16 protein-coding genes and 1 CRISPR repeat array (1 of these 17 cut by a window edge) are annotated in these 24,337 nt (G+C 38.9%); of the genes, 3 read left to right on the top strand and 13 right to left on the bottom strand.

The features are described from left to right. Positions 1-2,539: direct repeats of the CRISPR family, unit length 28 nt; unit sequence TTTCTGAGCTGCCTGTGCGGCAGTGAAC; it reaches 3,310 nt to the left of the window's first position. 130 nt (positions 2,540-2,669) lie between these two features. From cas6f to PTUN_RS05320, 6 genes are all read right to left on the bottom strand, one after another. After that, positions 2,670-3,221 (bottom strand): type I-F CRISPR-associated endoribonuclease Cas6/Csy4, encoded by a 552-nt coding sequence (cas6f, locus tag PTUN_RS05345; RefSeq protein WP_009838678.1) that lies wholly within the window; start codon positions 3,219-3,221, stop codon positions 2,670-2,672. 8 nt (positions 3,222-3,229) lie between these two features. Further along, positions 3,230-4,240 carry a type I-Fv CRISPR-associated protein Cas5fv gene (gene cas5fv, locus PTUN_RS05340; protein WP_009838677.1) on the bottom strand — a complete coding sequence of 337 codons (1,011 nt, stop codon included), beginning with the start codon at positions 4,238-4,240 and terminating at the stop codon, positions 3,230-3,232. A gap of 8 nt (positions 4,241-4,248) precedes the next feature. Beyond that, on the bottom strand, positions 4,249-5,196 hold the full coding sequence (cas7fv, locus tag PTUN_RS05335; RefSeq protein WP_009838676.1) for a type I-Fv CRISPR-associated protein Cas7fv: 948 nt from the start codon (positions 5,194-5,196) through the stop codon (positions 4,249-4,251). Positions 5,197-5,199: 3 nt separating this feature from the next. After that, positions 5,200-8,133 carry a CRISPR-associated endonuclease Cas3'' gene (locus PTUN_RS05330; protein WP_009838675.1) on the bottom strand — a complete coding sequence of 978 codons (2,934 nt, stop codon included), beginning with the start codon at positions 8,131-8,133 and terminating at the stop codon, positions 5,200-5,202. Further along, positions 8,130-9,119, bottom strand: coding sequence for a type I-F CRISPR-associated endonuclease Cas1f (gene cas1f, locus PTUN_RS05325; protein WP_009838674.1), 990 nt, complete (start codon positions 9,117-9,119; stop codon positions 8,130-8,132). Before cas1f ends, PTUN_RS05330 begins: the two co-directional genes overlap by 4 nt. 290 nt (positions 9,120-9,409) lie before the next feature. Then, the gene (locus PTUN_RS05320) at positions 9,410-9,604 is read right to left on the bottom strand and encodes a hypothetical protein (protein WP_009838673.1); all 195 of its coding nucleotides are present in this window, start codon (positions 9,602-9,604) and stop codon (positions 9,410-9,412) included. A gap of 473 nt (positions 9,605-10,077) precedes the next feature. On the opposite strand from PTUN_RS05320, the gene PTUN_RS05315 reads away from it, so the two are divergent. Then, positions 10,078-11,706 carry a B12-binding domain-containing radical SAM protein gene (locus tag PTUN_RS05315; protein WP_009838672.1) on the top strand — a complete coding sequence of 543 codons (1,629 nt, stop codon included), beginning with the start codon at positions 10,078-10,080 and terminating at the stop codon, positions 11,704-11,706. 107 nt (positions 11,707-11,813) lie between these two features. Here the strand turns inward: PTUN_RS05315 and PTUN_RS05310 are convergent, their stop codons facing one another. From PTUN_RS05310 to PTUN_RS05300, 3 genes are all read right to left on the bottom strand, one after another. Then, positions 11,814-12,785, bottom strand: coding sequence for an FHA domain-containing protein (locus PTUN_RS05310; RefSeq protein WP_009838671.1), 972 nt, complete (start codon positions 12,783-12,785; stop codon positions 11,814-11,816). Positions 12,786-13,037: 252 nt separating this feature from the next. Continuing rightward, entirely contained in the window at positions 13,038-15,839 is a 2,802-nt protein-coding gene (locus tag PTUN_RS05305; RefSeq protein WP_009838670.1) for a collagenase, read from the bottom strand. A 305-nt stretch (positions 15,840-16,144) separates the two neighbouring features. Next, entirely contained in the window at positions 16,145-18,001 is a 1,857-nt protein-coding gene (locus PTUN_RS05300) for a GGDEF domain-containing protein (protein ID WP_009838669.1), read from the bottom strand. A gap of 138 nt (positions 18,002-18,139) precedes the next feature. Here PTUN_RS05300 and PTUN_RS05295 point away from each other — a divergent pair, with 138 nt between their 5' ends. Further along, positions 18,140-18,556 (top strand): hypothetical protein, encoded by a 417-nt coding sequence (locus PTUN_RS05295; protein ID WP_009838668.1) that lies wholly within the window; start codon positions 18,140-18,142, stop codon positions 18,554-18,556. A 73-nt stretch (positions 18,557-18,629) separates the two neighbouring features. Here the strand turns inward: PTUN_RS05295 and PTUN_RS05290 are convergent, their stop codons facing one another. Next, entirely contained in the window at positions 18,630-19,829 is a 1,200-nt protein-coding gene (locus PTUN_RS05290) for a DUF4785 domain-containing protein (protein ID WP_009838667.1), read from the bottom strand. A 15-nt stretch (positions 19,830-19,844) separates the two neighbouring features. After that, entirely contained in the window at positions 19,845-20,702 is an 858-nt protein-coding gene (locus PTUN_RS05285; protein ID WP_009838666.1) for a hypothetical protein, read from the bottom strand. A gap of 400 nt (positions 20,703-21,102) precedes the next feature. Here PTUN_RS05285 and PTUN_RS05280 point away from each other — a divergent pair, with 400 nt between their 5' ends. Next, the gene (locus tag PTUN_RS05280) at positions 21,103-21,312 is read left to right on the top strand and encodes a cold-shock protein (RefSeq protein WP_009838665.1); all 210 of its coding nucleotides are present in this window, start codon (positions 21,103-21,105) and stop codon (positions 21,310-21,312) included. Positions 21,313-21,506: 194 nt separating this feature from the next. Here PTUN_RS05280 and PTUN_RS05275 read toward each other — a convergent pair whose 3' ends face one another. Both PTUN_RS05275 and PTUN_RS05270 read right to left on the bottom strand, forming a co-directional pair. Beyond that, complete coding sequence (locus PTUN_RS05275) at positions 21,507-22,958, bottom strand: RimK family protein (protein ID WP_009838664.1); 1,452 nt, start codon at positions 22,956-22,958, stop codon at positions 21,507-21,509. A 24-nt stretch (positions 22,959-22,982) separates the two neighbouring features. Then, complete coding sequence (locus tag PTUN_RS05270) at positions 22,983-24,080, bottom strand: hypothetical protein (protein WP_009838663.1); 1,098 nt, start codon at positions 24,078-24,080, stop codon at positions 22,983-22,985. Between the last annotated feature and the right edge of the window lie 257 nt (positions 24,081-24,337).

Raw genomic sequence — 24,337 nt, 5'->3', positions numbered from 1 at the left:
TGCCTGTGCGGCAGTGAACGTGGCCCTATGGCTGATCCCAATAAATTTTTATTTCTGAGCTGCCTGTGCGGCAGTGAACCATGACAGCGAACAATAACTCTATTACTTATTTTTCTGAGCTGCCTGTGCGGCAGTGAACATTAGAGTCAGATCCAAATGGTTGGGGTTTAATTTCTGAGCTGCCTGTGCGGCAGTGAACTCACATAAATAAGCCCCAACGTTTTACGGTTATTTCTGAGCTGCCTGTGCGGCAGTGAACACCAACCTGTTACTAACGGTCGCGAGCGCATATTTCTGAGCTGCCTGTGCGGCAGTGAACGAGCATCAAAAAGCTAAGTACGAGCAAGAAAATTTCTGAGCTGCCTGTGCGGCAGTGAACTATCACATGAACAAAACAATGTTATTCACAATTTTCTGAGCTGCCTGTGCGGCAGTGAACACGCGGAACGCGTAATGCTCGCCGCCGTTCATTTTCTGAGCTGCCTGTGCGGCAGTGAACACGCGGAACGCGTAATGCTCGCCGCCGTTCATTTTCTGAGCTGCCTGTGCGGCAGTGAACGTACAACGCACTCATAACTTTTGCCACTGCCCTTTCTGAGCTGCCTGTGCGGCAGTGAACGTACAACGCACTCATAACTTTTGCCACTGCCCTTTCTGAGCTGCCTGTGCGGCAGTGAACGTACAACGCACTCATAACTTTTGCCACTGCCCTTTCTGAGCTGCCTGTGCGGCAGTGAACACGCGGAACGCGTAATGCTCGCCGCCGTTCATTTTCTGAGCTGCCTGTGCGGCAGTGAACCTAATTGATAACTATCTAAAAGATGCGGTGAATTTCTGAGCTGCCTGTGCGGCAGTGAACTGGAGATTCCGCAATGCGTGCGGTTGTTAGTGTTTCTGAGCTGCCTGTGCGGCAGTGAACAATCTGATGATATGCTCGGATTTACTTTTACATTTCTGAGCTGCCTGTGCGGCAGTGAACGGTTTTTGTGTTTTTAGCTAAAGCTCTTTTTATTTCTGAGCTGCCTGTGCGGCAGTGAACTGAAAACAACACGTGTTTTACCCAGTTTCCAATTTCTGAGCTGCCTGTGCGGCAGTGAACTCATATAAACGTTAACGTTACTTAGCACGACGTTTCTGAGCTGCCTGTGCGGCAGTGAACTCAGTATACTTGTCAGCTGGTCGATTATAAAATTTCTGAGCTGCCTGTGCGGCAGTGAACTACGTAGCACCATCGGTACTAGTGAAACTGATTTTCTGAGCTGCCTGTGCGGCAGTGAACTGACAGGTAAGGCGCTTAAATTCTCTCCTGTTTTTCTGAGCTGCCTGTGCGGCAGTGAACCTAATGGAGGAGGTGATATATTATTTAATTCTTTTCTGAGCTGCCTGTGCGGCAGTGAACTAAACGACCGCTTACCACTTCGTTATTAGTGCTTTCTGAGCTGCCTGTGCGGCAGTGAACCCAATAAATACGTCAAGCTAATATCTGACAGATTTCTGAGCTGCCTGTGCGGCAGTGAACTTAAAATTTTAGTTGATGGTCAGTGGGTTGAATTTCTGAGCTGCCTGTGCGGCAGTGAACTCACAGATTCGGTCATCGAGCGGTAAGTAAATTTTCTGAGCTGCCTGTGCGGCAGTGAACGTATTTTTTTCATGAATTCTACTGTTGAATTTTTTCTGAGCTGCCTGTGCGGCAGTGAACGCGCTTGGGATATTGAAGCGGATTGTGACCGTTTTCTGAGCTGCCTGTGCGGCAGTGAACTAGCAGCGGCCGAGCAAGACGGGTATGAGTACTTTCTGAGCTGCCTGTGCGGCAGTGAACTATTTAGAGTTGGGTATGGTAGTAGAAGAAGATTTCTGAGCTGCCTGTGCGGCAGTGAACACATAACTGAGTTTGCACAAACCAAAGATAGTTTTCTGAGCTGCCTGTGCGGCAGTGAACAAAATCTTGTTGGGTCTTATAATCCATTTCGATTTCTGAGCTGCCTGTGCGGCAGTGAACCTGTTTTTAGTCTTATTCCTTAGTTTTATTTTTTTCTGAGCTGCCTGTGCGGCAGTGAACTGAATCAGGCCTTGCGAATTTATCAAAAGCAATTTCTGAGCTGCCTGTGCGGCAGTGAACAAGCAAGCGCGGTTCTTTGGGACAGGGACGGCTTTCTGAGCTGCCTGTGCGGCAGTGAACTTATACGGCTACGACGTCGACGGTTTTGCCGTTTTCTGAGCTGCCTGTGCGGCAGTGAACTATTCATTATGATTGCAAAAGCGTATTAAAATTTTCTGAGCTGCCTGTGCGGCAGTGAACTATTTAGATTTAAACCTGATTTTGATCCGTTTTTTCTGAGCTGCCTGTGCGGCAGTGAACTTAGCGCTAGTAATTTATGCTCATCTTGGAAATTTCTGAGCTGCCTGTGCGGCAGTGAACGTACAACGCACTCATAACTTTTGCCACTGCCCTTTCTGAGCTGCCTGTGCGGCAGTGAACGATTTTGTGCTTGCTCATAATCAACTCCAAAATTTCTGAGCTGCCTGTGCGGCAGTGAACAATAGAATATCAGGCAAAAAGTAAGTTACAACAGGTAATTAGATTAAAAATTTAAATTTAACCTAATAAAATTTGACCTGCTGTAACTCACTGTTTTTATGTCATATTTTTAAAGAGCAAAATTAAAAGGTTAAAACCAAGGTATAGTAGCTACTTTACTTAACCCATAAGAATCGAATGTACCATTAACAGGTTCAGATTTGAGTTCACTAAACTCAAAGAATTTGCGGTGTATTTGCTCTGTTGAGCTGCTAAACAAATCTAAGTAAGGATTATTAAAACCTTGACTTAACATCTTTACCTTGTAACGTTTTTCACCTTCTTTATCGATACTACCTCTGACAATTAAGCGCCTTAGTTTTGCCTTACTTAAATTACTTCTTTTTTCAGAAACAATACGATGTTGAGTATTTTCTGGAACAGTTAAAATATCGCTTAGTTTGCAATAACCATTTAGCGGGCCTAACCAATTCAATCCTTGAAGATCATTAAGCAAACTTGCATCACCATGAATACGAAATACCCTACCAAGCTTTAGATTTACTTGGGGAAAACTAATACCTATTTGATTCGTTTTTAGTCCTACCAATGCTTTATGAAACTTGGTAAATACTTTACTGCTAAGTTCTGCTTCACGCATTTCTGCATCAGGTTTTAGTTGTATTTCAATATAAGAATCCATACTTTCTCCTAAACTCGAATACTTGAAACATAGGCAAGGCCTTTTTTACCGAGGTAAAAACTTGATACACCAGCGCATTCGATAAGGTTTTTAATTTCTAGCCCTTTCTCTCGATCTACATCAATGATAATTTCAAGTTGTCCGCTAGCTTTGGTCATCATAGAAGTGACTTCCCCTTGCCCTTTTATTTTTTCCTTTTTAATAAAAGGATTTCCCCAAATAGTTTTTTTAGGTCCAGTTGTATAACGATCCATGAAGTCCTTTTTAGTGAATCCTCGCTTAGAAATTCCACTTATCCCACCCACTTTAGTTTTCGCTGAGGACATATCATATTGCTTTTCTAAACGCGACAATTGTAGATACAAAGCTGAACAGTAAAGACTAATAGTAACTACTTGCCCTTTTTTATTGAAGTATTCGATATCAGGGTAAACAGATCTAAGAGTTTCGACAATCTTCTCAACCGAACCTTCATTTTCAAGAGGTTTCTCTTTATTCAAAGATTCAAGGCGACTGATAATACTCAATGGATCAAGTTGAATGCTTTCTTCTTCCATTACATCATCAACTATAAAGTTGCATAGTGTAGATAGATCTAAACTTAATACCCCCCAAAATTTTGATGAGTAATTGGACGTAAAAACAGGATCAGTCACTTTAATCATTCCTGTAAACGAGTTTTGATCTGTACTGCCGTTCATATTACGAATAAACGTCATTTCATTAGTCAGCTGTGGTTTATCTATAAAAGTTACATTACTTTCTAGATCTTCAAAGTAGTAAGTGCCTTCGTACATTTTACTGCGTGCTTGATAGAGCTTTCGTTGATCTCCAATTAACCGATTTAATAATCCCATGACTGTATCTAATGTGTTTTCACAGACTTTGAAGTTTCCCTCTGTTTTAAGACTGGTCATAGATCCTAAAAATTCTCTGCCTTTTTTAGGCAATGGTTCATTATTAGAACCGCCTAAAAACGAATTACGCCAGCATGAATCATAATCAATGGTGATTCTCATATTGCCACCTATTTTGCGTAAAAATATTGAGCGAATTGATATTTTGGCTTGGTTACAATTTCGGATTCATCACGCTTAATGCGCATCATTTTATGACTATCATTATAATCAACAGTGATTTCATCAACATACATATAACCTTTGGCTTGGCGGATACTTAAATCGGCTATGCGGGATAGAGTATGCTCAACGATTGCTTGAACTGCATCGTCATTGAGTAAAATTCCGCACTCTCCTTCTTCGAAAATAGTGCCTTTACGGACATAGTTGCTATGAAAAGTAGCTACTGGGTTTAATGATGGGTTTAATTCTTTGATAAAACCTTGAACGGTAGCTGCAACTTCTTCACCTTGACCTTCTTTAATAATCATACTTGCACGGTCAAACTTTTTATCTAGCGAGATAAACTGTAATTGTTCAATGCTGATTGAACCATAAGATAAATATTCGGTATCCCCAAACGTTGTTTTAGAAAAGAATGATGAGCTATCACGTTCACCCGCTTGACCAAATTGTTCAAAGTTGCCATTCCCTAACTGGTCAACAAAATCCTCCATTAACAATGGACTTGTTCTTTTGCATTGGCTTGAAGGTACGACGTAACCTCGTACAAGACCAGTAATGGATGCCAACACTTTTTCTAAATTTTTTTCACCGGCAAAATGCAAATCAAAGGCTTGTTCTTTGAATAAATGATGGCGAATACAGTTTTGACTAATATATAAAGGCGTTTTTTTAAAATCGATATCAGTTGCCTCTTTTTTATATTTATAACCTGTCTCGTCTTTTATTTTCCCCGTTAAATTTGAATATCCTCTTAGTTTTGGCAGTGTGTGATTATCTACTGTTTTTCCGCTATCACCCGTTAAAGTCGTTGGTCCATTCCAATTCACAACGCCATGACCTACTGCTTTAATTTTGAAATCAACACTTTTAATTCCAGTTACTTTTTCCATAATTTATTCCTCATCTTCTGTGGTTTGATTAATTTGTTTAATTGACATTGCGCCTATGGGTTGTTTATCACAGACTGCGTAATAAATAGCATGAGGGTGGCGTGCACTCTCACCGCCCACTGGTAGCAAATCGTTAGTGGTATAACTTAAATAAATAGGTGATTCAGGGTCACGCGCTTCATTTAATAATGCATTATCGTTATACGACTTAGTGCCCCCCATAATGTTGTGATGTTTTTTGAACATGTGTGAAAGTAAGTCTTTATCACTTTGTCCATACCCCAAAATAGCATTCGTAGAATAGGTTAAATTATCAATATCGCTTTCGTCATCAAGCGGCATTGTATAAGCATACTGTTCAATGTATTGATACTCCGACTGACTGAGGTCAACAACTGCCATTTGCACAAAACGGTTATCACCGCGCAATGAGCCTTTACTAATTTTACTGCGCTTTTTCTCTTTGTTCTTTTTAGGTGGTACAACAATCGGGTCGATGATCTTCCCGTTTATCTTCATGACACTGGCTTTTAGTGCAGCCACTAGATCACTTTCGATATATTTTTTTGTATTTTCTAAATGATGAAAGTCTTTATAAAGCCTGTAAATTTCAGGTAAGTTGAATGGTTTATCCTGTAATGAATTTAATAAAAACTGATACCATTCGCGCACAGACTTAAGCACATACAACTTAGCTAAAAATCGTGATGCAGGGCTATTGCCTTTTGATGCGGCGATAGATTCTGGCACTGCTAAGGTGTAAATATTTACCTTTTCGTTTTCACCAAATCTATCTAGTCGCCCTAAACGTTGAAGGCAATCTTCAGCATTTGTTATTTCAGCGATCATGTAATCACAACTGATGTTTAATGACGCCTGAACAATAGGGCCGCTTCGTAGCACTTCAAATTTACGTGTGCCACCTCGTCTGTATGATTCAAATACTTCTTCAAACCATTTTTGCTTGTCACTTTTGATAAATTTAGAGTGCAGTAATACCGCATTTTCAATATGTTGATTTGTGATAAAACCATTTTGTGCGGTGAGTGCCATATTACTAATAACAAAAGTACAGTCACTTTGCGGAGTAAATAATGGGTTGCTGTTATCAAGTTTGGTATCGTCAAATATTTTAAAATTGAGTTGATAATTGCTTTGATTAAACGATGGCATTTCTATGATGTCATCGGGGTGAATGCCCAGTAAGTCTTCAACAAACGCATAGTGCGGAGTTGCTGAGACCAATAGCGTATTCGCTTGTTGCTCTTTTACTTTTTTAGCTGCAATCAACTCGGCAAATAGCAAGTTAAACGCGGGCATGTTTACGTATTCGTGGAACTCATCGAAGACCACATGATTGTTTAAAAAATCAATAAGGGTATTCGCATTGGTGTGGCTGATCACAGAGCCTAAAATTTGATCTATGGTGGTTATTACAACATCACCAGAGAAGTTTTCACCTTCTGGGATCGGGTTATCCCAATGGTTGTGAAATTTAAACTCGCCGGTATTTATTTCGATGGTGCTATTCGGTAAGTATTGCTCTGAGGTTAATTCATAAAACAAGCCTTGGCAGACTTGCACTCGTGGACAGACCCAAATAATTCGTTTTGCGCCTTGCAGTTTTGCCCACTCCAACGCAATTTTGGTTTTACCACAACCTGCAGTACCCGCTAACACAGCAACATCTTCAGCGTTAGTTAACTGTTTGGCAATATCACTTTGCTTAATGCTGCGTTCACTGTTGGGATAAAATGCACTCAAACAAGCCTCAATATTTGAACTAAGAGTAGATTCAACCTCAAGAAGCTCTCTCACTTTTTCATCAAGAGTTTGCTGCATTATAGCTTCGTGTAATTCTGCCGCACTCATTGTAGAAATGATTCTATCGGCCGTGATCACGCATGCTCGGGCAATATTATTTAATGCGTTTATTTTCACATTAGCACGATTAGCAGAAACAGACTCTTCTAGCTCATATTCTTTATAACTGGGCGTGTGCAATGAACTTGAAATAGTAAATTCGTGTTCTAAAACTATTTCATTATTTACAGCTTTACTCAAAATTGAGCTCGTTGCTGAGCGATATTTTTTGTCTATCCCCATCACTTGGTTTAGTAAGGCATGTACTTGGCCTAAAATATCATTCAGTAACAGACCTTTTTGGTTAGCGATTAGTTTTTTGCCAATGTCTTTATAGGTGCTAAAACTGCTTTTATCTTTACGATATGGCTTCGCATGATGCCAATAAATAGCATGTTTAATGGATTCTTTATTGCTTGGGTTGATTATTTTTAATTCTACGCTATCTAAAAGATGATAAAGCAATAGCGACACTTCATTGTGGCGTGGATGTTTTTCAAAACTAAATTTTGAATCATCAATATGTTGACCATCATCAGCAATAAAACTTTTCTTTTTGGGATTAGTAACCCACTCTTGAAATTTTGGATCTATCTTACCTACATCATGTAAACACCCCGCAACAAAATTCACCATCGAAAATTGTGGGCTATCAGGAAATAAATTTTTATGTAATTGCTCGGCAAAATAACCTACCGCAAACAAATGCTCTGCCAAGGGCTGTAACTTTGTATTGGCATAAAGTACGCCAGATTTAGGTTTGTCGGTTATGACATCCATATAAACCTCTTTTTCTGTTCTATTCACTGGCACTATGCCTTGTTCATTAAATTTCAATCTGTTTCCTACAACCCACAATAACTGACTACGTGAGCGACTTCTGATCCAATGGCAACTGACAGCAGTGCTGCGGCTGGCGGTTTTACGGAGCATTTTTTTAACGGTGAGTAAGCCATCTTCGGTGATTAATGTTTGCCATGTGTTATCGCCAATTCGGTTGGCAAAGGCATCGAGTACCCTGCGGGTTTTCGAAAGTGCGTTTTTTTCGCATTGTGAGACAAACGTGACCATCATAGGTTTTGTGCCTCAATGTCATGTGTTGAATAATCTTGTAAGGCAATTCCCTTTACTGTATCGAACATAAAGTCGAGTGCTTTATGGTCGGTAAAGGCTTGCAATACTTGCTGGCGAAATTCTTGTTCGGTGGCATTTTCTTTGGCGCAAATAAACGCCCAAGGCAGCACGATGGCGTCTTTAATTAAATCGGCAACATCAAACACTAACGCTCCGCGCCGTGTTTTACCGTGCATAACCGCAAAGCCATGAGGGATGCCCAGTACCCATAAACAACTAGCGGCTAAGCCATACGCTAAGTAGTTGCCATGATTTAAAAAGTCATTGGCTTTATTGATATTATTTTTATCAGGTTGGTGTTGGCGCTTAAACTCTGCTGCATTGGTATTATTGGCAGCATATTTATAAAGCACTTTGGTGAGCTGGGCTTCGGTCAATAGCAAGTCTGATTGTTTACTTGCCGCATCAGTGCGGATATGAAAGGTATTTAATGCACTTTGTATTTGTTCGCTATTAAACTCAAATCCTTCATTTTTTAAATCGCGGTCTTTTTGCCAGACTTTTTGTAAATAATGAATCCGCGCTTGTTGAAACGTTTTTGCGGCCTTGAGGCGTTTTTCATCATCAAACCAAAACTGTAACCAACCGTGAAGATATTCGGTTGGGCGATATTCACTTTGAGGCGTAAACCATTCGACTTCACATGCCATATGTAATGGCGTGCCTCCGCCACCAGCAAAACCGACTAATACACCCGCTTGAGCCAGCATTCTCATTGCCGCTTGGGTTATTGATGTACCATTACCTAAAAGTAATACCGTGGTATTGGCAATTGGGATATTAAAGTACTGGTTTTCGTTTTTGGCTTCAGTTAAATAAAGGACTCGGCCATCTTTTTGCATTACCCGACAATATTCGAGGTAATACATGTTGGCACGCTTGGAGTGTAAAATTGTTTTTAAATCTGAAGGCGAAAAGTCATCCATTACTGTTCTCTAAAATCCGTTTAGGCTTCGACTATATCAAAAAAATAACATAATGAAATCACTATAAATTTTGATATGTAAAAGATCTTTACATACTCAAAAGAAAACGAGTTTGATCTGGATTATTTAATTGACACTTTGTTATTTTTTAGATTTGTATTCTACAAGCAGGGGGAAATGATATTGCACTAATTAGACTATGGACTCTATTACACTTCATTACACATAGGCTCAAAAAAAAGCCATTTGTTTAAATAAGCAGATGGCTATCGGCTTTTGTTTAAACTGACTTATGCCACTTTAATCCATTCTATGTTGTTTTGCTGGTGGAGGTAATTTATGTAGTACTGCTCAGCAGCATCAACACTGCCGTAAATCGAGACCATTTTTTCTTTGAAGCTTGGTTGTAGTTTGTGAAGCTCGTGCATGCTGTAAATATCAAGCCATGTTTTAAGTAATACTGGAGGTACTTGTTGAGGTGTCATAATAAAGTCCTTTTTATTAAACTTGGATTAAATATAGAAGGTGATGAACCATCCTTCAAAAAATATTAACTTTTTAATTTCAGATTAATACTTACGCACTTTACGCAACAACCTTTAGTACCACACAAAGTACCAACACAAAAATTAAAATGTAAATTTAACCTTTAATATCAAAACATTAAAATCTAGATTCAACCTCCCCCAGCTCCACCACATACTGATAAGCCGTTGCTTTTAAAGCAACGGCTTATTTTTTTGGCGTTTAATATATCTGTCATTAATCAAACCCTCTTATTTCCCACTCTTCCTTTCTAATCCAAATTATTTGAATATATATTGGTGTTTAAATTGGTTTAATGCTGAAAAAATAAATACTGTTTAGCTGGTTTTTAGTGTCGGTAAAATCTGATACTGAATAGCGTCAGATTGCTGTATTATTACGTCCAGACTTTTTAAGCTAGTTAAGAACCACTATGGCAATGCAACAATTCGATAATCAGATTTCAGTAACACAGATAAACCCGGCAGAGCACTACTCCCCTGCGCCGTTAAAAAAAACATCATCACTTAATCACGAAAACGTGGCAAGCGACGCTAAAATAGTGCTGGCAACCATTAATGCGAAGTATATTCATGCTAGTTTGGGCCTGCGTTATCTGTACGCGAATTTAAAAGAATTACAAAGTTGCTGTGAAATTAAAGAGTTTGTTATTCAAACTCGTGCCATCGATATTGTTGAACAAATCTTGGAAGCAAAGCCTGATATTGTTGGTTTTGGTGTGTACATCTGGAACATTATTGAAACCACTAATGTAGTTAGCTTATTAAAAGTAGTCGCGCCAGAAATCAAAATTGTTTTAGGTGGGCCTGAAGTAAGTTATGAAGCTGAGCAACAAGACATTGTCGCCTCCGCTGATTTTGTCTTAACGGGCGCGGCTGACATTAGTTTTTACCAGTTGTGTAAAGATATTATCAACAAAACTGAGCCGGAACAAAAAATTCTCAAATCAACCCCCGTTGAATTAAAAGACCTTGAATTACCTTATCAATATTACAGTGATGAAGATTTAAAAAATCGCTTATTGTATGTTGAAGCGTCACGTGGTTGCCCGTTTAAGTGTGAATTTTGTTTGTCATCGTTAGACACGGCATCAAACCCGTTTGAACTTGAGTTATTTCTAGATCAAATGGATATTCTTTATCAGCGCGGAGCACGAAACTTTAAATTTATCGATAGAACTTTTAATTTAAATATTGCCACGACCATGCAAATTATGCAGTTTTTCTTAGATAGGATGACTGACGATTTATTTCTTCACTTTGAAGTGGTGCCCGACCATTTACCGCGTAAATTAAAAGAATTATTAACGCTATTCCCCGATGGCAGTTTGCAGTTTGAGGTAGGGATTCAAACCTTTAACCCTGAAGTACAAACTAATATTAGCCGCAAACAAAATAACCCTAAATCAAAAGAAAATTTAATATGGCTTAAAGATAATACTAGCGCGCATATTCATGCCGACCTTATTTTTGGTTTGCCTGGTGAAACCTTTGAGACCTTTAGAGAAAGCTTTAACGAACTGTATCAGTGTCGCCCGCATGAAATTCAATTGGGTATTTTAAAGCGTCTTAAAGGCAGCCCGATAATTAGGCATACCGAGACGTTTGATTTGCGCTTTAATCCATTACCACCATTTAATATTTTAAGTACTGATCGAGTTGATTTTGCGACTATGCAACTTATCAATCGTTTTGCTCGCTACTGGGATATGATAGGTAATTCTGGACGCTTCAAACATTCTTTGGCTCATATCTTATCCGATAACCCGTTTGATGAATTTATGGCGTTGACCAATTGGCTATTTGAAAAAACAGGGCAAACTCATCAAATTAACTTAAAACGTTTGTATGAACTGGTATCACAAGCTGTTGAAGCCCTCTTTCCTGAAAAACATGCGCTTATTATTTCGATCATTGAACTCGATTACGCCGCATCGAAGTTAAAAAGTCATTTTGGTACGCTGCATCTTTATGCCGGTGAACAAACCAAATCAAGTGGGCAAAATAAGTTAGCTCAACGCCAACAACGTCATAAGCTTTAGCATTATTGAGCGCTCAAAGCAAAGATCTGCTGCTTTAAATACAAAGTAAAAGCCCAAATAGTGTCGGCTATTTGGGCTTTATTGTGGGTATTGAAATCGATTGTTATTTAGTAATTTTGTGAATGTTTTTTAACCGTCACGTATTGACTACCCAGTGCACCACCCGTTATTTCAACTGATTCAAAAGCAAAACGCATTTCGCCTGTTCGGCGCTCTACCGCTTGTGGTAAACACGATGATTTAGGCAGCATACTGATCAACTGTTTTCTAAAACGATGAATTTGGATATTTAAATGCGCTTCGCTTTGACCAATCATTTTGCTAACTAAATCTTTATCAAGCCAACCTTGCTCAGATTCAATAACTCCGGCATTTTTATCTTCTAACCGTTTGCGCGCTAAAACCAATAGCAAATAATGGTGGCTTCGTTGCCCTAAATCATATTCAAAGTTATCAACTAAAAACTTCAATCCTACATGCTCTTCATTTTGGCTAACGTCAAAATAGATACCAACTTGTGGCGACGAAGGCATGTCAATGGCCTCAACCTTTGCGGTTTCATCACTTATTTTAGCTTCGATATAACGCCACTTTTGGTATTGAGTATTAATCACATCACCAGATTGTAATACCGAAATACCTGAATTAGTTTCGCAGACCCAGTGCCCATTCGGTGATAAATATAAGGTAACTTCAGGCGCATCTTCAGAAGGTAAAACAATGAGTCTATCGAGCTCAATGACGTTTAAACCTGAATTAATTGGCACTAATATGTCTTTTGGTTCAGAGGTATCTGTTACTTCCCAACCTTCAGATTCCAAAGTGGCAAAATGAATAACATCTCCTAAATGTAAGCGATGCTTAGTATTAGGCTGCAAGCGTATTTCATTAATAAAACAGCCATTTGTACTTGCGTCTTGTAACAACCACTCCACACCATCCCAAAAAATAGTGGCATGATTTCGAGATATTCGAATATCTTTGATAACGGTATGTGAAGTACTAGGATGTCGCCCAAAAATATGCTGCGATAATAAAATAACATTTTGTAATGTCACTTGATTTTGAAGATTTGCCATGTTTAATCCATTTTAACTGTCACTATCTGCACAGAATGATAATTTACTATTAAACGCAGGTACATTACCAATTATTACAGTTAAGAGATAAACGAAGTTCGCGAGGAAATGAGCCCATCGAGTTGTGATAAGCATCACTTTGAATTTTAAATATTGAATTTCACTTCCTATCGATTCAGTGAATGACAGCACAGCAAAAAGTAAAACGCCATCATACGACAGCGTTTTACTCAATTCTATGTTATGCGAAAATTAACGACAACCTGGTGTATCAAAATCAACCACGATGGCTACACCTTGTGCCGCACCCGATACCTTGAGATAACCCCAATAATTGGCTTGAGCATTCAAAGTAATACATTCACTATTACCCACATTGTTAGATGAACCATGATGGTTCACACCATTTGGCCAGGTTGCATTACTGTACTCCAACGTTAAGTCTCCAGTACCATTGGCAGATGTAATAGACATGGTGCTATGGCCGTTAACATCTGCAATGCTAAACCACATCGGCTCCTGTTGAGCTAAACAAATGACTTTACCCGCTTCTAATTGCCCACCCGATACCGGTGCTTGAGTGGCACAGACGTTAGGTAAACGAGTATTTGGCGAGGCTGTAAAACTTGCAGTCAAGGTTGTTTCATACGCGTTATAACCTCGAACCATTACATGGTAAGTACCCGCCTGAGCATTCTCGATAGTACATGTTTCATTGTTGCCTCCAATATAAGGACGACAGTCATAGACATCAACTGTTGCTTGCTCTGCAAATTTAACATACAAATCTGCATCACCTTGGCCACCTGCAAGCTTAAAGTTCAGCTCCGACGCCCCTGCTGGTACTGCAAAAGTAAAGTTACTTTGCTGATCTTGTGCGCCACTAATATTCAAAGGCTGCTTATTTTGTAAGGCATTGCCAACTGGCGGTTCAATCACATCACTGCTGATCGATGCTTGTGATGTCGCTGTTGCTACAGCTCCTTTGTCATCTTTAACTGTGAGCGTAACAGTATAATCACCGGCTTGAGCATAACTATGGCTCGGTTGCGCTTCAGAACTGGTAGAGTTATCACCAAAGTCCCATAAATAGCTCACTATTGTGCCATCTTGATCGTAAGAACCACTGCCATCAAATTGGATACTGACATTTTCATCAGCTGCATAAGGACCATTATGTACTGCAAATGGTACTTTATTTTCAACCGGTGGATTAGTGTCATCTGTTAACGTTAGCGTCCAGCTAGTAAATTCCGCGCCATAGCTACTGCCCCACGTATTCACTCTCGCTTTATATGCAGTCCAATCGCCTTTACGGGTATCGGCCAGCATTAAATTCACCTCATCACGGTGTTTTTCAAACATAAAACGTACCGCTAAATAACCCCAGCGATAGATACGGTCTTGATCAAAACCATCGTAGGTCGTTTCAAAAACGGTTGATAATGAGTACGTCGAACCGTCGTTAATTGTCGCAATAGCGGCAGGATTATTATTTTGATTGGCTACATATTCAGCCACCCCTTCTGTCCACCATACTGTGCGCTCAGTTGGGTTATTAAAATCACCGTATAAGTCAAAACGGCCATCTAAATAATGCACATACTCATGCTCTAGATTCCAAACAAAATGATCGGCATTGGCATAACTTGCCTCATATGCAATAAAATTAGGCACATTAGTTTGATCTGCCGGATTTCCTTCTAAATACATCCCGCCATTGTTGGTATCGATGCCAAAAATAGCGCCACCGTATTTACCGTAATCATCACTTGAATTAAAAATATTAACTTGCAGCTGGCTATTGTAATCATCAGCTACAGAAATTTGATTCGTTTGTAATTGAGTATGAAAAAATGTTTCTTCATATCCCATTTTATTACATGCGGCAGTAAGCTGAATCGCACTCATATCTTGTGAGCGAATGCGAATAGTCGAACTACATTGATGATTTTGAGGGAAAACCTTGGCAATAAGTTGCGCGCCGTAACCACAAATATTGAACTCACTACAATCAGCATAATAAGTTGCGGTATCAGCTGCGCCTAACCAGACCACATCACCATAACCAAACATTTCATAAGTGGTAAATATGTGCTTGAGGGCAGCATCAACATCCGCCTGAATGGCTGTGCCTGAATACGTTTTTAACCGCCCTAACTCACGTGCAGCATTAGCCACCATAAATTCAGCGTCGGTGCCAAGCATATAGCTGCTCATAGCGAAGTTTTTCAAAATAGCCACTAGCTCTTTATCTGAGCCTATATTGGCTACAAAATTACTATTCCATTGCCCGCGGAAAATAAGTGTAAAAAAGCCATTAATCGCACCACGCATATTCCAACCAGCGGCATAGGTCTCATTCCAACGGCTTAACCAAGCTTTTGCAATGGGTAAATAAACATCTTGTTGCTCAGAGCTATCCATAGTAGTGATGACTTCCGTCATCGTTTTAGCATGGCCTTCGTTATTATCATAAAAATGACTGTTGTTAACAAAAGCATCAATAGCCCCTTTCACCGCAGGTTTAACCCAAGTGGCAAAGCTTACGCCATCATTATAAAACTCTACAAAGTAACCGGCACGAAGATATAAAAATAGCGCTTCAATATCACTATCACCGCCACCGTTATAATTGTGTGCGAGTGACTTAACATGATTTGCTACTGCAAACATATGGTTTGAAGTAAATGCACTTGCTTGAATATTAGATGAAGCACTAAATAAATCATTAACGCAGCTAGCACCTTGAGCTTTGATTGTATTAATTAAACTTGTACTGTTCGTGGTATTAAATGCATTCAAATCACACGTTGCCGCCAAAGCTTGCTCTGAAACAGCCGTTTGAAGATTCAAATCATGTAACCGATGAGAGTACTCTAAAGGGTTTGAACGGGTTTGAGTTTGAGCGGTTGGTACATTTAACTGGCGCTTTTTTTCAATACCATGATGGTGAGCTTGGTTCTCTAATTGACTTTTTGGTGCATTACTCGCCATTGCAGGCTGTACCAACAAAGCTGTTGTAACTGCTAAAACTAATTTATTAATTTTCATAATTTTCTTCTTTCTAGTTGTGTGAGAGAGTGCAAATAGGCATTTTTGAGTAGCCAAAAAGCATGACCACCAAAACAAAATGCAACATAGTTTTAACAACTAAAAACACAAAACGCAACAAATTGCATACAATATATTTAATTCAGTATTAAAACAGGGACGATATAATAACAGATAAATAAACTAATTCAGTGGGTTAAAATAAGGATGAGACTAAAAATATAATGTGAAGAATTGTAAATGGCGTTATTTCTGCAGAAATAAGATAAGGTTTGTAATAAAAATACCAGCTCTAAAATTAAAAACTAATCACAAATTTGGTCGCGCCCATTGTTTTTAGCTTGATAAAGGGCGGTATCGGCTCGTTGGATCAAAGACTCTACTTTTTCGTCGGCTTTGCTCAATATACTGATACCAAAGCTGCCCGATACGGTTAAATGGCCACTCTCGTCATTATCGATAGCAATAGTATGAAGTGCATTTCTAATCGATTCGCAAACGGTTCGCGCTTGTTGTTGCGTGGTATTAGGCAGCACAAACAAAAACTCTTCCCCACCTAAGCGACCCATTAAGTCGTGTTTTCGCAGGCAAGATTGAGCCACTTGCGCAACTTCAACCAATACTAAGTCACCCGCAAGATGACCAAAATTATCATTAATTTTTTTAAAATAATCGATATCTAACATCGCAATACACAATGGCTGCTTGGTTTTATTTGCGCCTTTAATAAGCCGGTTTAAACAATTCAAAATGTGACGGCGATTAGCGATTTGGGTTAACTCATCGGTGGTTGCACGCAAATGATTAATTTTAGATACTTTTCGGGCATATAAGGCTAATACCACAGTAATTACTAAGCAAAGACTCACGATAGACGACAACCATATCAGCCAAGTGTTTTTATCTGATATTTCATTTAGATACGTTTGCTTTAGTTCATTTTCAACTCGCAGTCTTTGGTTTTCTAACTCCTGCACTTGGGTTTCCATCAAAGCGCGACTTTGCTCTGCGGCTTTTGCGGCTGTTGCGGTATATTTTTGCCCTATTGCATCAATTGCTTGAAAAAATAACATCAAACTTGTTTCATAGTCTTTTTGATGATGCTTAATAACGGCTTCTAATTCAAATAAATAACTGCTTAAACCTAATTTTTCCTTATGCTCAATCATTTTCGCTTGTTCTAAATATTCAACAGCTTGATCTATTTTTCCTAAATGTAATAAGGGATAAATCGAATCGGCATAATTAGCAAAAATATAGTCTCTGACACCCTCTTGCTTTGCAAGCTCTAGAGACTGCCAAAACCAATCAAGCGCTTTTTCATTTTGGCCTTGAGACTTTTCAATTCGGCCCAATAACGTTTTTATTAAGACTTCAACGTAGCGATTATCTTCTAACGCAGCTTGACTAAGCGCAATACTTGCATAATGACGAGCATTTTCTAATTGGCCCAAATTAAAATAGTTATAAGCAATATTGGCATAAACTACTGCATGATAGACTCCTAGTTGCTTTTTATATTGAAGCGATTTCTTAAAGGCTGCTAATGCTTGCTCAAAGTGGCCATGTTCTGATAGAGCCAAACCTCGGCTATTTTCAAGAGAAGACCAAAAATCGTTATTATCAAGCGATATGGCTAACTGATTAGCTAAAGTAAAATAGTGCCACCCCTCCTCATCTTGCATCAACCTTAGGGCAATACTGGCGGCATCTAGCAATAAATATCCATACCCTATCTGCTGGATATTTTCAGGGGCTTGCGCTAGTAAATCTTTAATTTCTTGATAATATTCAACTTGATTTTCTGCTCGAGAACTTAAAAAAAAGAGCTGTGTTTTTAAATCAAAGACTAATCCTTGATCTGTTACCTTTGGTATTAATTGTTTGATCTGGTCAATTAGTTCAGGGTAGAGAGTTGTATTGTGCGCATTTAATGCGATGGCACTGTCGATAATCGCGCGCTTAGCACTAAGTTCTACCGATAACTGTTTGGGAAAGTTCGCCTGCAATTGCTGATAAGTAGCAAAAAATGCATCGCTCGAATAATCGCTTTTTTCTATTAAGGCATCCATTTGCTGCGACAAAATAGGATCATTCAGCTCAGCTTCAGCCCGAATACAGACAATGATGCAAAGAAATAATAACCCAAGCTGATAGTTCAAATAGATATACCTCAATGCAATGGATCCTATGCTTTATCTTCAACTTATTAGTATAGCGCCTATTTTAATCGTGAATAGATTGACCACAGGGATTGGGCTAAAGATAATCTATGTCGCCTAAATTAAAGAGAATCATCGATGAAAAAACTAAGTTTAGTATTAATGTTCAGTGCCATAACTTTGATGGGATGTGAGCAACAAGCCGAAATTAAAAACGAAGCCAATGAAGTAAAAAAAGAAGTATCAAGCGCATTAACTAACGCTTGGAATGATGTGAAAGAAAGCGCATTAGAACTCAAAGATGACTCATTAAATGATTTAGTTAAAGAAAGTGAGGCTTTAGCAAAAACATTAGCGGGCGAAGGCCAAGATATCAGTAAAGATTTACTTGCACAAAGTAAAGATCTGATTGAACAAAGCAAATCAATGGCAAAAGAAAGCTGGTTAGAAGGTAAAGAGAACGCTAACGAATTAAGTGACGAGGCACATCAAGCCATTGAAAAATTGGCTGAAAAAATTAAAGCGCAACGAGAAGCTATCGAACAAGCAAAATAGCCAATTGTTATAAAACAAGAGTATCAAAAGCCAGCCTCAACAGAAGCTGGCTTTTTATCAATAAAACAAAAGCCTACCAGACTACATGTTGCTCAAGCAGCATCATCCGGCTTTGATCAACCAAGCTTACGTTGGTCAATAAAAGTTTCGATCCAGATTTTGACGGAGCATTAGCTGTAAAAGGTAATATTATACTGTTGTCACCTTGCAACCAATTGGCCACCTCTATTGTTTGCAAATGAGTGATTTTACCTTTAGTAGATTGCAGAGCTAACGTTGCTTTAACAGCATAGCGCCCAGGATGAGCCACTTTAATTGGCAGTGAAAATTGTACCGCAGCTTGATTTTCAACTTGTATTGCTTGACCGAGTTCAGCAGTACTCACAACTTGAGCAAATGGTACTTTAATACTGCGTTTGACGCTAATGCCCGCCAAAACTTTCATTGATGTGAGCTCTAACTCATAAAAGCCTTGATAAGCACCAACCATATCTAAGTTGTCAGGTAATAATATTTTACCCCCATCATAGCTTAGCTGCGTCGCTTCACCATGTGAGTTTATTAATCGTAGTTGCGTATTTTTTTCATCCAAATCTTGTCCTGCTATCTTTGCCGATAAACTAAATACCGCCTCTTCTTCAGGTTGGTAAATATTAGCAGCCGATACTTGCAGCAATTGATTGGAAAACTTCTCTTTAACGTGCACTAAATAGCGACTGTTACGCTGTAAATTTTGATTACTTCGCAACGTTAACTGTCCAACTAAATTCGATGCATTTGTTTTTAATGCAACACTGCCATCTTCAAAGCCAGCCAAAGCCATTTCTTGTTGTGAAATAGTTTGCTCAACCGCTTCAAAGGTAGATGATAAGCGCGGCTTTATCATTAATTGACTGGCATCAAGTGCGGGTGATTTAATTGCTTCACCTTCGCTAAACTGTGTTTTTGGCGCAATGCGAACAAATGCCTCTGTTGATGTTGTAAAAAGCATAATACCCGCATTAAGTTCTTGTGCACTCACCTCCTGCCAATATTCGTTGCTTTGCAGCGTTTGTAATTGTGATACTGCGTCAAATTTACTATGAGTATTAGGCCATACATATACCACTGCATCCTGATTGTTTTGATGAGGATCAGCCAGTTTATTATTCGTGGTCGCTGTCACTTTAAAATCATGTTTTGGAGTATAATCAATTTCACTAAAAGTGGGGTTTGCATTGGCAAAAAAACTTAATACCAAGCACAGCGGTAATGTTTTGTTTAAATAAGTCATTATTAGTCCTTAGATTTAAATACGATTTTTCAATAAAGAGCCTAAATTAAAACAATCTCGGCGACTTTGTTGATGACTAAGGGGCTCTTGACCACGCGTTTTCTGTTTATCAGTAAACCACACCTGCCCTGCGGCCTTTTGTGAGCTGCAATTTAAAAAACCATCGGAGCAACTGTCTAACCAATTTTGGGTCACTTCCAATGCCACTTGATATTGATAACCAGCGCAATAACTATCGCCATCCCAAATCGCCGAATCAACATCACTACCGACTACGACCTCAAATCGGCTCGGTAATTGTGGTCGATTAGCCGTACCAAATAACCAACTCGAATTGTAATTAGCCATCCAAGCAACTTGCTGTTGTTTTACTGCATCGGTTTTAAACCCAAGTAACCAACCTAAAGATGATTCAAAACTGTTGCCTGAAATCACCGCATCTGCCAATGGCGTTCCACCACTTGATGGAGCAATTGCAATAGCATGGCTGATTTTGCTAATTAGCGGTGCAAAGCGGCTATCCCATGTCGGATTAGATAAAATCCATCGTAAAACATTGGCACCATTGGAATGGGTTATTACTTTAAGCTCAGTTATGTTTTGTTGGTTAACAAAATTCGTAAGTTGCTGCGCTAAACAGCCCGAAGCCTCTGCACTCCACATGTACTGATCAAAGTCACAATTTATCACTGTGTATAAACTTTGGTCACTCAACCCTTGTTTTACGGTATTGATAAAATCACCCGTCCAATAATCATTATAAGCATCACTCTGATTACCAGTGCCATGTACAAATGCCAACCCAGTTTTTGCGTGGCTTTGCCAGCTCAAGCAACCGAGCAATACGCAAAATGCTATTTTTTTTGTTGTCATAATATTGTCTCAATGTGTGTTGAAATTATGTCGAGGTAAGTCCTCAGACCTCTTATCTATGGCAGACTAAAAAACAAACAGCAAATAAAATTTACATATAATTCACAATAATTCTAAAAACAGGTACTTCTATAGCACTTTTAACAACAAACCTAACTGACTAAAACACACAGCCGTTTTGAGGCATTTATATTGGTGCAATTAGGAATGAGTGCTTGACTCTCATGGGGGATCAGCTACACTGAGTTCTGTTTGAAAGTACGACCTTATTTATGCATACCATTTCGAAGTTTCGTTTAGTACCTCGTCCTGTTTTTTATAAGTAATTGCAATACTTCCAGATCAACGGCAGTGTTCATACTGAGCCTGTTTAAATTACTCAAAAAATTAGGATATTATTATGTCTACTACAACTACTGGTACAGTTAAATGGTTCAACGAAGCTAAAGGTTTTGGTTTCATCGCTCAAGAAAATGGTCCAGACGTTTTTGCTCATTTTGGTAACATCGTTGGTGAAGGTTTCAAAACTTTAACTGAAGGCCAAAAAGTTGAGTTCATCGTAACTCAAGGTCAAAAAGGTCCTCAAGCTGAGAAAATCGTAGCTCTTTAATAGCAACGGTTTGGTTAATCAGTTAACCACCTTCTAGTTCTTAATTGAGCTAAAAAAGGCTAAATCTTACGATTTGGCCTTTTTTAATGACTTAAATTTATATTCAAATCCAGTGCGTTTAATCTCCCTCAAACTCCAATAATATCAAAGCAATAAAAAAGCGACCGAAGCCGCTTTTAATTAATTTTTTTAAGTTAACGTCCACGCATTTCTAAACGATGCGCAAACTCATTCATAATATGCATATAAAGTTCATTGCCTAAATACAAGTCTTCAACTTTATGATCAATACTTGGGTTGTCATTAACTTCAATAACGTAAACTTGATTCCCTTTTTGCTTAATATCAACACCGTACAAACCTTTTCCGATAATTGAGCAGGCTTTAATTGCCGCATCTAGCACCTTTTTTGGTACTTCAAAGGTTGGCAAAGTTTCAAAACCACCTGACGAAAAACGTTTTGAGCCATGATTATAAATTTGCCAATGATTTCTAGCCATATGATAACGACATGCAAAAATTGCTCGGCCATTTAAAACCCCAATGCGCCAATCAAAATCGGTAAATAAATACTCTTGCACTAAGACCAAAGCGGTATCAGCTAACAATAGGTCAAGTTTCTCTTTAAGCTCATCGCGCGTTGCAACTTTAAACACACCTTTAGAGAAAGCACCTTCAGGCAATTTTAATACAATCGGATAATCAAAATGCGCTTCGATATTATCAAGCTCAACATCACTGGTGCCAAGGACCACATGCGTTTTTGGTGCTGGTACTTTGTTATAGCTAAATGCATCGTGTAAAAAAGCTTTATTACAGCATCGCATAATCGAGGTTGGATCATCTATCACTACTAAACCTTCTTGTTCGGCTTTACGCGCAATACGGTAAGTATGATGGTCGATTGCTGTCGTTTCACGAATGAAAAGTGCATCATACTGGGCAATATGATTCGCTTGTTTAGCTGTAATTGTTTGTGCGTGAATACCAACCTTAGCTGCGGCCTTTATAAAACGAGCGATTGCATCTTTATCGCTAGGTGGATGAGTTTCATCAGGATTAACTAAAATAGCCATATCCCAGCGTAACTTTCGCTCAGCAGCAGATTGACGCCAGACCACATGAGTAAAAATATTTAAGCGATTTAAAAATTCAGCTTTTTGTACCTCATCTAATAATGAATAAGTACAGCGCACCACGTTAAAATTAATACCATTTTCATCGCGAAATAAACTTAGTTTCAGAATCGGATCTGGGTATTTTTCATAAACACGACGAGCTAATTTTTTCAGCTGCTCATTCTCAACATGGCCAAAAAAAGCAAATAACTCTATTGGTTGATCTAAATCTAACCCTAATAAATCTGAATTAAACAACAAAGAGCTATCTGCATAATTGGCTAAATTACGCAGATCATTAATGGTACTAACACTGGGTAAAACCTTATGTTTACGTGCTTCAGCTAATAATGAACAGTAATACCCGCGACTGAGGTAATGTTCTGTATCACATAGATTAATAACTCGAGTCTTCGTTTCGTTACGCTTAGGATAATCTTGTAAATATTGCTCAAAAGTAATGACATCAATACCATCACCTAACGAAAGATTATCACTGCTTTGTGCAACAACGAGGGTTTTATACATTATTAAAATAATTCCTTTAGTTTTTTACTTTAAATTAGAAAGAGCCATCAACACCGCAATAAATCCTTGCACCGACTGAAGTGGCGCAGATTCTTCCATTGTGTGATAACCCGAAGTCGGTATTTGTAGCGTGGTGCCATCCACCAAACCACTAGAGGCCGCAATAATTCGCCCCATTTCGGTTGAACCAAGTGAAGAAGGTTCATCACCTCTTGCAACACGCTGCTCATTAAGTGATTCAACATACTCATCTTTAAACTGTACATTGAGTTTATGTTTTTTACACACTTGTGCGAGTTTCTTTGTTAATGCCACGTTAAAACTAGCATTAGCATCTTTATTACGTAATACCAAATGCTGTAATTGAGCCGTTGGTAAATCTGGATACGGGCTAGTATCAACCACAATAAGCTGATTAGTAGAGCCACCGAAACGACGGAACCATTCAAGTAAATAACGCCAACTTTTACCCGCCTCTTCTTGCGCGGTGAAAAAAGCAGTGCCTTGAAAGCCAAGTTCAAATAAATAAACCAACGCCGCAGCAGTCAATACGTTATCTAATTGCCCAACTAAGGCTTCCTCGGTGACTTTAAGTTTATCTAAAAATGCCACAGGCGTACCGGCGACTAAATGCTCAAGTCCCGCAACTTCAAAAATTAAATTATTACGATGCTCACAAACATAAGTGCCAGTGATTTCGCCTTTGCCACGATACGCACCCGACCAAGGTTCATAAGCATATAAATCGCCTGATGAAAAACGCTCGACGATTTTTTTCATCAACTGCTCGCTAACAGAATTACCGAGTAAATCAGAGCGGGCACCGGACACAAATGCAGCATATTGAAACTCATTTGGACCAGTACAGACTAAACCATGGCGGTCGATATGTGCAGAAAACATAATACTATGTGGATCTGAACCTTGCGCAACCAATACCCCTTCGTACCAAGTAACGTTTGCGCCACGTTCTTCTAACTCTCGTTGTAATACTCGAAAAAAAGAATGCTCGGAACCCACCACACTTGGGCTTCGCAGTAATAAGTTTAACAGATTAATAAACGAACTCGGTAAGCCGTGCGCTATCGCTTCTTGCTCTAATTGTTTTGGTAAAATACCCATAAATCGTCCTATTAAGAGCTATCAGAGCAAGTGCAAATCTCATTTAAACAAACGAGCACACCAGCTAAGCCATTCATTCTAAAACAGCTATATAGCGTGATTTTTATCTTTAATCAATTTAAATAACTCATTTATTTTATTGAATAAATTATTTTTTCTTAAGCATAAGATTTGATCATGACTGTGAATTAAAATCACCTTTACAAGCTAAAAACTCCAGCGCACACTAGCAAATGCTATGCTATTTATTTATATTT

This window comes from Pseudoalteromonas tunicata (assembly GCF_002310815.1).
Classification (GTDB): domain Bacteria; phylum Pseudomonadota; class Gammaproteobacteria; order Enterobacterales; family Alteromonadaceae; genus Pseudoalteromonas; species Pseudoalteromonas tunicata.
The sequence above is the reverse complement of the archived record's forward strand: the minus strand, read 5'-3'. Positions and strand labels throughout refer to the sequence as shown.

Bases quoted from the DNA above. Each gene is read 5' to 3' on its own strand.
- cas6f (WP_009838678.1), bottom strand. From the start codon at position 3,221: ATGGATTCTTATATTGAAATACAACTAAAACCTGATGCAGAAATGCGT.
- cas5fv (WP_009838677.1), bottom strand. From the start codon at position 4,240: ATGAGAATCACCATTGATTATGATTCATGCTGGCGTAATTCGTTTTTA.
- cas7fv (WP_009838676.1), bottom strand. From the start codon at position 5,196: ATGGAAAAAGTAACTGGAATTAAAAGTGTTGATTTCAAAATTAAAGCA.
- PTUN_RS05330 (WP_009838675.1), bottom strand. From the start codon at position 8,133: ATGATGGTCACGTTTGTCTCACAATGCGAAAAAAACGCACTTTCGAAA.
- cas1f (WP_009838674.1), bottom strand. From the start codon at position 9,119: ATGGATGACTTTTCGCCTTCAGATTTAAAAACAATTTTACACTCCAAG.
- PTUN_RS05320 (WP_009838673.1), bottom strand. From the start codon at position 9,604: ATGACACCTCAACAAGTACCTCCAGTATTACTTAAAACATGGCTTGAT.
- PTUN_RS05315 (WP_009838672.1), top strand. From the start codon at position 10,078: ATGGCAATGCAACAATTCGATAATCAGATTTCAGTAACACAGATAAAC.
- PTUN_RS05310 (WP_009838671.1), bottom strand. From the start codon at position 12,785: ATGGCAAATCTTCAAAATCAAGTGACATTACAAAATGTTATTTTATTA.
- PTUN_RS05305 (WP_009838670.1), bottom strand. From the start codon at position 15,839: ATGAAAATTAATAAATTAGTTTTAGCAGTTACAACAGCTTTGTTGGTA.
- PTUN_RS05295 (WP_009838668.1), top strand. From the start codon at position 18,140: ATGAAAAAACTAAGTTTAGTATTAATGTTCAGTGCCATAACTTTGATG.
- PTUN_RS05290 (WP_009838667.1), bottom strand. From the start codon at position 19,829: ATGACTTATTTAAACAAAACATTACCGCTGTGCTTGGTATTAAGTTTT.
- PTUN_RS05285 (WP_009838666.1), bottom strand. From the start codon at position 20,702: ATGACAACAAAAAAAATAGCATTTTGCGTATTGCTCGGTTGCTTGAGC.
- PTUN_RS05280 (WP_009838665.1), top strand. From the start codon at position 21,103: ATGTCTACTACAACTACTGGTACAGTTAAATGGTTCAACGAAGCTAAA.
- PTUN_RS05275 (WP_009838664.1), bottom strand. From the start codon at position 22,958: ATGTATAAAACCCTCGTTGTTGCACAAAGCAGTGATAATCTTTCGTTA.
- PTUN_RS05270 (WP_009838663.1), bottom strand. From the start codon at position 24,080: ATGGGTATTTTACCAAAACAATTAGAGCAAGAAGCGATAGCGCACGGC.